Origin of the sequence: Saccharospirillum sp. (assembly GCF_040881935.1) — a bacterium.
Classification (GTDB): domain Bacteria; phylum Pseudomonadota; class Gammaproteobacteria; order Pseudomonadales; family Natronospirillaceae; genus Saccharospirillum.
In genome coordinates this window covers 1-10072 of sequence record NZ_JBBECH010000090.1, presented here as the reverse complement: position 1 = coordinate 10072, position 10072 = coordinate 1, and the positions used below count along the sequence as shown (strand labels likewise).

General features: G+C 57.4%; 12 protein-coding genes. 4 read left to right on the top strand and 8 right to left on the bottom strand.

Features of this window, described 5'->3' with window-relative positions; genetic code table 11:
* Window positions 1-34: 34 nt before the first annotated feature.
* Window positions 35-1033, bottom strand: coding sequence for a Gfo/Idh/MocA family protein (locus WEB54_RS16790; RefSeq protein ID WP_368056767.1), 999 nt, complete (start codon window positions 1031-1033; stop codon window positions 35-37).
* Window positions 1034-1246: 213 nt separating this feature from the next.
* Between WEB54_RS16790 and WEB54_RS16785 the strand changes: the two genes are divergently transcribed.
* Window positions 1247-1555 (top strand): hypothetical protein, encoded by a 309-nt coding sequence (locus tag WEB54_RS16785; RefSeq protein ID WP_368056766.1) that lies wholly within the window; start codon window positions 1247-1249, stop codon window positions 1553-1555.
* Here WEB54_RS16785 and tatC read toward each other — a convergent pair whose 3' ends face one another.
* From tatC to ubiE, 7 genes are all read right to left on the bottom strand, one after another.
* Entirely contained in the window at window positions 1556-2314 is a 759-nt protein-coding gene (tatC, locus tag WEB54_RS16780; RefSeq protein ID WP_368056765.1) for a twin-arginine translocase subunit TatC, read from the bottom strand.
* Window positions 2295-2786, bottom strand: coding sequence for a Sec-independent protein translocase protein TatB (gene tatB, locus WEB54_RS16775; RefSeq protein ID WP_368056764.1), 492 nt, complete (start codon window positions 2784-2786; stop codon window positions 2295-2297). Before tatB ends, tatC begins: the two co-directional genes overlap by 20 nt.
* A 73-nt stretch (window positions 2787-2859) precedes the next feature.
* Window positions 2860-3132, bottom strand: coding sequence for a twin-arginine translocase TatA/TatE family subunit (gene tatA, locus WEB54_RS16770; protein ID WP_368056763.1), 273 nt, complete (start codon window positions 3130-3132; stop codon window positions 2860-2862).
* A gap of 97 nt (window positions 3133-3229) precedes the next feature.
* A complete protein-coding gene (locus WEB54_RS16765) occupies window positions 3230-3565 on the bottom strand; it encodes a phosphoribosyl-ATP diphosphatase (RefSeq protein WP_368053608.1) in 336 nt (111 codons plus the stop codon).
* A 202-nt stretch (window positions 3566-3767) separates the two neighbouring features.
* Window positions 3768-5396, bottom strand: coding sequence for a ubiquinone biosynthesis regulatory protein kinase UbiB (ubiB, locus tag WEB54_RS16760; RefSeq protein WP_368053612.1), 1629 nt, complete (start codon window positions 5394-5396; stop codon window positions 3768-3770).
* Window positions 5390-6037, bottom strand: a complete 648-nt coding sequence (locus tag WEB54_RS16755) for an SCP2 domain-containing protein (RefSeq protein WP_368056762.1) — start codon at window positions 6035-6037, stop codon at window positions 5390-5392. Before WEB54_RS16755 ends, ubiB begins: the two co-directional genes overlap by 7 nt.
* Window positions 6034-6816 carry a bifunctional demethylmenaquinone methyltransferase/2-methoxy-6-polyprenyl-1,4-benzoquinol methylase UbiE gene (ubiE, locus tag WEB54_RS16750; protein WP_368053604.1) on the bottom strand — a complete coding sequence of 261 codons (783 nt, stop codon included), beginning with the start codon at window positions 6814-6816 and terminating at the stop codon, window positions 6034-6036. Before ubiE ends, WEB54_RS16755 begins: the two co-directional genes overlap by 4 nt.
* Window positions 6817-7099: 283 nt before the next feature.
* On the opposite strand from ubiE, the gene hemB reads away from it, so the two are divergent.
* The 3 genes from hemB (at window position 7100) to rho (ending at window position 10065) form a co-directional block, all read left to right on the top strand.
* Window positions 7100-8101 (top strand): porphobilinogen synthase, encoded by a 1002-nt coding sequence (gene hemB, locus WEB54_RS16745; RefSeq protein WP_368053602.1) that lies wholly within the window; start codon window positions 7100-7102, stop codon window positions 8099-8101.
* A gap of 203 nt (window positions 8102-8304) precedes the next feature.
* Complete coding sequence (trxA, locus tag WEB54_RS16740) at window positions 8305-8631, top strand: thioredoxin TrxA (protein WP_028670236.1); 327 nt, start codon at window positions 8305-8307, stop codon at window positions 8629-8631.
* Between the two features lie 177 nt (window positions 8632-8808).
* Complete coding sequence (gene rho / locus WEB54_RS16735; RefSeq protein WP_368053600.1) at window positions 8809-10065, top strand: transcription termination factor Rho; 1257 nt, start codon at window positions 8809-8811, stop codon at window positions 10063-10065.
* Window positions 10066-10072: the final 7 nt, after the last annotated feature.

The window sequence follows — 10072 nt, the reverse complement described above, 5'->3', positions numbered from 1 at the left end:
CCCGCGAAAACTGACTATCCAGCTCAGGACTCTCTTACTCAAATGGATAACGCAGACCCCATTGCTCGCGCATGCGGTCCATCAGTGCCATGATCGCCACGGTTTCCTGGAGCGGAATCACCGGACTTTCAAGTTCGTCGGCGCGCAGGCAGCGCACCACCTCGGCTACCTGATAGACAAAACCGTTTTCACACTGATCGAGCTGCACGGCGGTAATGTCATCGACCTCGTTGGTGCCACCATGATGGTGAATGGCAAAGGCACTGCCGGCTTGAAAATCCGGGTATTCGATGTAGCCGGTTGTGCCGTAAAGCATGGCTTCCTGTTTCATTTTCAGGTTGAAACTTGTGGCGATGGAGGCAGTCATGCCGCTGGCGAAACGAAACTGGTAGGTAGCGCGTTCATCTACGCCGGTGTCGCTGAACTGACACAGCGATTGAACCTCAATGGGCAGCTCGCCCGCCAGATAGCAGACGAAGCTGATCGGGTAGATGCCCATATCGAGCGTTACCCCACCGGCCAGGTTCGGATCAATCAAACGGGGGCGGTATTTGTCAGGCGCGAAGCCGCCGAAGGTGAGGTTCATATGTTGCACTTCGCCAATGGCGTGGTTTTGCAACCGCTGTTTGAGCTTGATCATGGTGGGCAGAAATCGGGTCCAGATGGCTTCCATCAGGAACAGCCCCTTCTCCCCGGCAAGCTCCGCCAGTTTACGGGCCTGATCGGCATTGACGGTAAAGGGCTTTTCGATCAGTACCGATTTGCCGTTGTTCAGCGCCAGCACGGCGTTGTCGTAATGGAAATTGTGTGTGGTGGCGATGTACACCACATCGATGTCGGTTCGTTCGACCAGGGTCTGGTAGCTATCATCGGCCGTTATTCCAACGGCGCTGGCAAAGGTGTTGGCCTTGCCAGGCGTGTTGGAGGCGACCGATACCAGCACGCTGTCCGGGTCCTGCGCGACTGCGTTCGCGAGTTTGTAAGCAATGTTACCGGCGCCGAGTATGCCCCAGCGAATGGGGGTTTCTGCCATGTCGTTTCTCCCTGTTAGGCTCGTTATTGTGTTCGACGGAGCGTGAATTCAGTGTCTTCAGGGCGTAAACTGCGGGCAAATTATGACCTTTGGCCCTGAAAACGACGTTGTTTTGTGAAAAGCTAACCGCATCTTTTTACAGGCCGTCGTTAAAAGACCACAGTGAGGTCCGTTATGGCAAGGTCGATACACACATCATTCAGGATAGATTCTATGTCACCGTTTGTGCGCATTCTCGCCGCCATCATTGGGCTTGCCCTGCTGGTATTCTTTTTCTGGATCGGGCTGTTTCTGGTGTTGGCGCTGGCCGCCGTTGGCATAGGCCTGGCCATCATTAACGCCGTTAAGATGAAGATAACAGGCAGGCCGCTGTTCGCATCGCGGTTCAAAAAAGCCTATGAAGAGGCCCAGCGTCGCCAGGGCCAGGCGGGCGGGCAACGCCCTGGAAGCAGGGGTAACCGGGTAATAGAAGGCGAAGTCGTCGATGAAGACGACCCCGACAAGACGGACCGGCCAACCTAATCAGTCCAGTTCAGCCGCTTCTTCAATTTTGGCTTTGGGAATCAGGCGGGCGAACGCCAGGCCGAGTTCAAACAGCAACCACATCGGCACTGCCAGAATGGTTTGCGAGATCACATCCGGCGGTGTCACCAGCATGCCGAACACAAAGCAGCTGACGAAGATGTAAGGGCGTTTTGCCGAGAGCGAGTCGACCGAGACAATGCCCGCCCGCACCAGCAAAAAGGTCGCAATTGGAATTTCGAACGCGATGCCAAAGGCAAAAAACAGCTTCAAACAGAAATCGAGCACATTGCCGATATCGGGCATCAGGTTGATGTTCTCCGGCCCGACCGAGGTGAAAAACCCGAACACCAGCGGCAGCACGACGAAGTACACGAAACTGACCCCGGCATAGAACAACAACACACTGGAGATGAACAACGGCACCGCCACCCGGCGCTCGTGCTTGTACAGGGCTGGCGCGATGAAGCCCCATATCTGGTGCAGCAAATACGGCACAGAAATAAACACGGCCAGCACAATGGTCAGTTTCAGCGGTACGAAGAACGGGGAGGTCACGCCGGTAGCGATCAGTTGACCGCTTTCGGGCAACAGCACTTCCAGCGGTTTGACCAAAATCATGTAGAGGTCACCAGCCAGGAAATACAGACCAATAAAGACCACAAAAACAACAGCGATGGAGCGCATCATGCGGTCGCGCAGTTCTTTCAGGTGCGCGACTAGCGGCATGGTGGAATCTTCAGGGTTTTCGGACTTCATCGTCGGGCCTGGTATTTGGGTTGGTGGGAGCTTCTGAGGTTCCGGAGGTGTCTGTCAGGTCGGTATCCTGGGGAACACGGGCTCTGGCGGCCGCGTCATTGGTCACCTTGCGTCTCAGCGCCGCCTCGGCCTTTATATCGCCTTCGAGTTCCGCTCTGGCGGTTTCATCCAGTGCAGAACGGGGGGCTATGGACGGTACCTCGGCGTCTTCGTCTTCATGGCGCGCCTCGCCCGACGCCGGTTCATCGTTGTTCTTGAACGTCTGACCCTTGGTTTCGGCGATGATTTTCTTGTTCAGTTCATCCAGCCGTACTTCCTGTTCGAGCTGGTTTTGCAACCCAGTCATAAAACGCCGGGCCTTGCCAATGGTACGCCCCAGCGTACGCGCCACGCCCGGCAGTCGCTCGGGCCCGATGACCACCATGCCAATAACGGCCAGCAGCAGCAATTCGGTAAAACCGATGTCGAACATAGTGAGCTCTCAACAGATCAGTGGCGGCCGCCCAGCCAGCAGCCAGGCCGTAAAACAGATGCGCGAACCCGGTTCAGTGGGCGCTGGTATCGGTTTTCTTGGTGGTTTCCTGCTCGGTTTCAGCAAACTGGGCGTCTTTCTTTTCCAGTGCTGCTTTTTTCTCGTCCTCAGATTTCTGTTCGGACGCGACGGTTTCCTCGTCGTTCTCGTTCACCGCTTTTTTAAAGCTCTTGATGGCACTGCCCATGTCACCGCCCAGACCTTTCAGGCGCTTGGTGCCAAAAATCAGCAGTACGATGGCCAGTACAATTAACAGTTGCCAGATAGAAATGCCGCCAAAACCCATGATGCTATCCTCTTGAAATGTCTTCAGCCCCCGAGTGCCGGTGGCTTATTGATAATGTCACTCTATTTGCGCTCAGACCGGGGGCCAGGTCAAGTGCTCAATCGGTTGAGCGCGATGCTTTTTCGTCCAGTCCGGACAATCCGAAGCGCCGTGCCAGCTCATCGGTTACATCCTCGGGCGACAGATCCAGCGCAGCCAGCATGACCAGTGTATGAAACCACAGATCGGCCGTCTCTGAGATGACCTTGTCGCTCAATGAGGCATCGGCGGCCGCGTTTTTTGCCGCCAAAATCGTCTCTACCGACTCTTCCCCGACCTTTTCCAGTATTTTATCCAACCCTTTGGCATACAGGGAGGCTACGTAAGAATCATCCGCACTGGCTCCCTTGCGGGCCTCCAGAGTGTCGGCCAATTGTTGCAGAACGTCCATCATATGACACAACCTTTAACGTTTTGTTGCAGCGATTATTTAATCAGTGGCTATGGTCCGCGTCGGCTACCGGTGATGCCTCTGCGGGGTCGGCGTGAACCCATCCATGGGGCCTAGACCGCAACATCCATGTTGCGGACTCCCCCGCAGAGGCATCACCGGCACCCGCCGCTCGCAATGTGCAAACGTTGAACCTGAAACTTAACTACGGCCACAGTAATAAAATAGCCCCAACGGCCAAACCGACCCACTGGCCAGTCGACAGGCTTTGCAGCCAGAGTGCTGGCTGGGGGATCAGGATCACACCGGCCAGCAACAGAGCCGCTCCCAGCCGCCGAACAAAACGGCGCTGACCCTGTTTGCGTTCCTTCCGGCCGGCTTCCAGTTGGGCGGCGATGCGTTGCTCGACACCGCCTATTTTGCGCAGGTTCAGCAGTGTATCGTGCACCAGGTCCGGCATTTGCGGTGCCTTTGCCAGCCAGCTCGGGCCGTGCTGTTGCAGCGTTTTGATAAAACGCTTGGGGCCGACCTGTTCGCGGACCCAGTTTTCCAGGAAAGGCTTGGCGGTTGCCCACAAATCCAGCTGCGGGTAGAGCTGCCGGCCCAGACCTTCGATGTTCAGCAAGGTTTTCTGCAGCAGCACCAGCTGCGGCTGCACCGTCATGTCGAAGCGCTGTGCCGTTTGGAACAGGCGCACCAGTAGCAGGCCGAACGAAATCTCGGCCAGCGGCTTTTCAAAAATGGGTTCGCAAACACTGCGTATCGCCGATTCGAATTCGTTGACCCGGGTGTGGGCGGGGACCCAGCCGGATTCAACGTGCAGTTCGGCTACGCGGTAATAGTCCCGGTTGAAAAAGGCCAACAGGTTCTGGGCTAAATAGCTCTGATCTTCACGCGACAGCGAACCGACGATGCCGCAGTCAATACCGATGTACTGTGGCGATTCCGGGTGCTCGCGGCTGACAAAGATGTTGCCGGGGTGCATGTCGGCGTGGAAGAACGAATCCCGGAACACCTGGGTGAAGAAAATTTCAACGCCGCGCTCGGCCAGAACTTTCATGTTGATGCCAGCGGCGTGCAAGGCGTCGATATCCGATACCGGAATGCCACTGATGCGCTCCATTACCAGCACATTCTTGCGCGTGTAATCCCAGTGTACCCAGGGTATGTACAACGAGCCCGAGCCTTCAAAATTGCGCCGCAGCGCAGCCATATTGGCAGCCTCGCGCAACAGGTCGAGTTCATCGAGAATGGTGCGCCGGAAGTCTTCCACCACTTCTACCGGGCGCAGGCGGCGACCATCAGGAATGGTCGTCACCAGCCGGGCCATCAGGTCCAGTAGGCGCAGGTCTTTGCTGATGACTTTGCGAATACCGGGCCGAATGACCTTGATCACCACCGACTTGCCATCCGACAGAGTGGCCGCATGCACCTGGGCAATGGAGGCCGATGCCATGGGCGCTTCAGAAAACTCGGCAAAGAGGGTATCAACGCTTTCGCCCAGGGCCTCTTCGATCAGCCGTCTGGCCTGGCTGCCGGGAAAGGATGGCACCCGATCCTGAAGATAGGCCAGTTCGGTGGCCATCTCGGCGGGTAACAGATCCCGACGTGTTGACAGAATCTGGCCGAATTTGACGAACACCGGCCCCAGGCTTTCCAGCGCCAGACGCAGGCGTCGGCCTTCACTGCCTTTGGCCGGAATGATCCAGCGGGGCGGGAAGAAATACTGACCAAAGCGCAGCAGCCAGGGCACTTGCTGATGCTGCAGCAGGGTATCGAGGCGGTAGCGGCTCAGAATCCAGGCGATGCGTATCAGGCGTATCAGCGTCACGATGAACCCCGAGTGTCGGCGCCGGCATCCATTCGCTGGCGCAGGCGGGCAATGCGAGCGCCCAGTCGGTCGACACCCAGTCGGGTCTGGTGAACCGCCTGAGCATGCTCCCGCCACTGCGACGCAGGTACCAGCCACTGGCTTTCTTCGCGCAAAAAATGACGCACGGTGCGGTCAAACGACTGCCCCTGGGCTTTGGCCATACCACCGAAAAAGCGCAGTCCACCGGCGAGCGCATGCGCTGGCAAATCGCCGAGCCGATCGCCGAGGGCCATTTCCCAGTCGATATCGAGCGTCGACATCACTTCCTGCAAGGTAAAGAAGGTGCGGGTATCGCCCTGAATGTCGATCTGGTGCGCCATCATGGCCTGAGCCCGGTCTTCGGCACGCAACACGCTGAACAGGTCCCGGGCCTTGCCGCTAACGCGGGCGTCGGCGTTAGCCGGAGGGTCGGTCGCGAGCGTGATCTGAGCGGTGTCCGGCTCGGTGCCTGTATCGATAAATAGCACCAGCGTGATATGCGGCTCACGCATGGCCAGCACGATGCTGTGCCCAGCCAGGCGAGCCAGTCGGCGCTGCGCCTGGGCGTCGTAGCCCAGCGCATCGTTGATCAGCCGCTGCAGCGGCCACAGCCATAGACTCATGCCTTCACACCCCGGTGCAGCGCGACAATACCGCCGGTCAGGTTGTGGTAGCGCACCTGCACCAGGCCGGCGTCTTCCATCATGGATTTCAGCGTATCCTGATCAGGATGCATGCGGATCGATTCGGCGAGGTACTGGTAGCTGTCAGGATCACCCGTTACGGCACGGCCGATCAGTGGCAGTGCCTTGAACGAGTAGACATCGTAGGCCTTGCTCAGCAGATCATTACGCGGCTTGGAAAACTCCAGCACCAGCAGCCGGCCGCCGGGCTTCAGTACCCGGTTGAATTCGGCCAGAGCCTTGTCTTTATGGGTCACGTTGCGGAGGCCGAAGGCCATGGTGATGACATCAAAATGATTATCCGGGAACGGCAGGCACTCGGCATTGGCCTGCACCGTTTCCAGGTTCCCGGCAATGCCCCGGTCGGCCAGTCGGTCACGCCCCACTTTCAGCATGGAGTCATTGATATCGGCCAGCACCACCAGGCCATCCGGCCCCACCTTGCGGGCGAAGTCGTAGCTTAAATCACCGGTGCCACCGGCAATGTCCAGCACCTTGTTGCCCCGGCGCACGCCCGACAGCTCGATGGTGTATTTCTTCCACAACCGATGCACCCCAAACGACATCAAATCGTTCATCAGATCGTATTTGGCGGCGACGGAATGAAACACGTCCGCCACGCGCTTCTGTTTTTCCCCGGTCGCGACCGTCTGATATCCAAAATGCGTGGTGTCTTCAGGGGTACCGTTCCCGGATGAGGCTGTGTCTTTCTCTGACATGAATTCTCCGCGGGCCAGTCTGACAAGTAGATGTCTGCCAGACCACCGTAAATGGACTCGTTTCTGATGACTCAAGTTTGAACGTTCCGTTCGCTACGGTGCCGGAATCCGTGCCAGGCACCCAGCGCGGCGCGAACGTTCAAACTCGAGTTATCAGAAACGCAACTAATACGACAATGCCGCTATTGTAGCGAGTTAGGCTGCCTGGGGCGACTGGTGTTCCTGTCACCGGCTGTCCTTTGCTAAACTCGAACTTCCTTATTGATCCTGCTGGAGCCTTACCTTGCGGAATTTCCCCCAGACCCGCCTGCGCCGCCTGCGTGCGCACGACTTCTCGCGCCGCCTGGTGCGCGAACACCGTCTCAGTGTCGATGACCTGATCTATCCGGTGTTTGTGCTTGAAGGCGAGCAACAGCGCGAGGCCGTGCCGTCGATGCCTGGAGTTGAGCGATTGTCGGTTGATTTGCTGGTCGAGGCGGCGGCCGAGTGGGTTGCCCTGGGCATTCCCATGCTGGCGCTGTTTCCGGTGGTGCCAGCCAGCAAGAAATCACTGTTGGCGGAAGAAGCCTTTAATGCCGACGGGCTGGCGCAGCGCGCCACCCGAGCACTCAAGGCCGCCTACCCAGAGCTGGGCATTATGTGCGATGTCGCGCTGGACCCCTTTACCACCCATGGACAGGACGGCATTATTGATGACAGCGGCTATGTATTGAATGACGTCACCGTCACTGCTCTGGTGCAACAGGCCGTGTCCCAGGCGGAAGCCGGGGCCGATGTGGTTGCCCCAAGCGATATGATGGATGGCCGGATTGGTGCCATTCGAGATGCTCTCGAGGCCGCCGGGCAGGTCAATACGCAGATTATGGCCTATTCCGCCAAGTACGCCTCCAGCTATTACGGCCCGTTCCGCGATGCAGTCGGCTCGGCGGGCAACCTGGGCAAGAGCAACAAAGCCAGCTACCAGATGGACCCGGGCAACAGCGATGAAGCTTTACACGAAGTTGCGCTGGATCTGCAGGAAGGCGCCGATATGGTGATGGTGAAGCCCGGCATGCCCTATCTCGACATTGTGCATCGGGTGAAAACCGAGTTACAAGTGCCCACCTTTGCCTACCAGGTCAGTGGCGAATACGCCATGCACCAGGCCGCCGCTCAGAATGGCTGGCTGGATCTCGACGCGGTGATGATGGAAAGCCTGGTGGCATTTAAACGGGCCGGTGCCGATGGCATTCTGACCTATTTTGCCGTCGCCGCCGCTCAAAAACTGGCAAAAAATGCCTGTTAACGGCGGTAGGGACTGAATTTCTGTGATTAAGCCTTGAAATGCGACCAGGCCGGTGTCATTTGTTAGTAAACGGACTGTCCGGTCGCATTTGACCACAGTCCAATAGACAGCAGCCGGATTCCTGAGTTAGGCTGCCTGTCGAATTGCGACATTGCTCGCACTTATCCAATACTTAATCAGCCAAGAGAACGGTACAGAATCTAATGAGCGAACACATTAAAAACGTCTCTGATGACAGCTTCGAAACCGACGTACTGGGCAACGACAAGCCCGTACTGGTCGACTACTGGGCCGAATGGTGTGGCCCCTGCAAAATGATCGCTCCGGTTCTGGAAGAAGTGGCCACTGAATACGCCGACAACATGGTCGTGGCCAAGCTGAACATCGATGACAACCCGAACACGCCGCCCAAATACGGCATTCGTGGCATCCCGACGCTGATGATGTTCCGTGGCGGTGAAGTGGTGGCGACCAAGGTCGGCGCCCTGTCCAAGACCCAATTGATTGAATTTATTCAGGGTAATCTGTGATCGAGTGCCCGGGCCGGTTGATCCGGCCCTGAATACTGCGGGGGCGGTCCTAAACTTTTCTGGACACCCCTGCCGACTCGGCCTATAGTGCCCTAAACCTGTTTTATCTACGCTTCCAACCACGTCTCCGGGCGGCCTGCCCGATCATCTTCCCTAGACTAAAAAACCGCAAACCCTATGAACCTGAGTGACTTAAAAACCAAACCAGTGCCCGAGCTCTTGGAAATTGCCAAGGGAATGGGACTCGACAATCTGAACCGGTCTCGTAAACAAGATCTGATTTTCACTGTTCTCAAACGTCACGCTAAAAGCGGCGAAGACATCTGGGGCGATGGTGTGTTGGAGATTTTACAGGACGGTTTTGGCTTCCTGCGTTCGGCCACGGCCTCTTACCTGGCCGGCCCCGATGACATCTATGTATCACCCAGCCAGATTCGACGTTTCAATCTGCGCACCGGTGACACCGTCTCGGGCAAGATTCGGCCACCGAAGGAAGGCGAGCGCTATTTCGCCCTGCTCAAAGTCGACAAGATCAACTATGAGCCGCTGGAAAGCACCCGCAACAAGATCCTGTTCGAAAACCTGACCCCGCTGTTCCCGGAAGAGCGCCTGATTCTCGAATCCGGCAATGGCTCAACCGAAGATTTGGCGAACCGCATTCTCGATTTGGTCTCGCCCATCGGTAAAGGTCAGCGCGGCCTGATTGTCTCGCCACCGAAAGCCGGTAAAACCCTGATGCTGCAGCACGTGGCCCAGGCGATTACCCGCAACAACCCGGAAACGCACCTGATCGTGTTGCTGATCGATGAGCGCCCGGAAGAAGTGACCGATATGCAGCGCTCAGTGCGCGGCGAAGTCATCGCTTCAACCTTTGACGAGCCACCGGCCCGTCACGTTCAGGTTGCCGAAATGGTGATCGAGAAGGCCAAGCGCCTGGTCGAGCACAAGCAGGATGTGGTCATTCTGCTCGACTCCATTACTCGTTTGGCGCGCGCTTACAACACCATCGTACCGAGCTCCGGCAAGGTACTGACCGGTGGTGTCGATGCCCACGCTCTGGAACGCCCCAAGCGGTTCTTCGGTGCGGCGCGTAATGTCGAGGAAGGCGGTTCACTGACCATTATGGCTACGGCCCTGGTCGATACCGGCTCGAAGATGGACGAAGTGATCTACGAAGAGTTCAAGGGCACCGGTAACATGGAAGTCCACCTGGACCGCAAAATCGCTGAAAAGCGCATCTTCCCGGCGATCAACGTGCGCCGCTCCGGTACCCGTCGCGAAGAGCTGCTGACCAGCCCGGAAGAACTGCAACGCATGTGGATTCTGCGCAAGCTGCTGGCCGAGATGGAAGACGTCGCGGCCATCGACTTCCTGACCAACAAGTTGAAGCAGACCAAGACCAACGACGAGTTCTTCAAATCCATGAAGGGCTGATCGACTG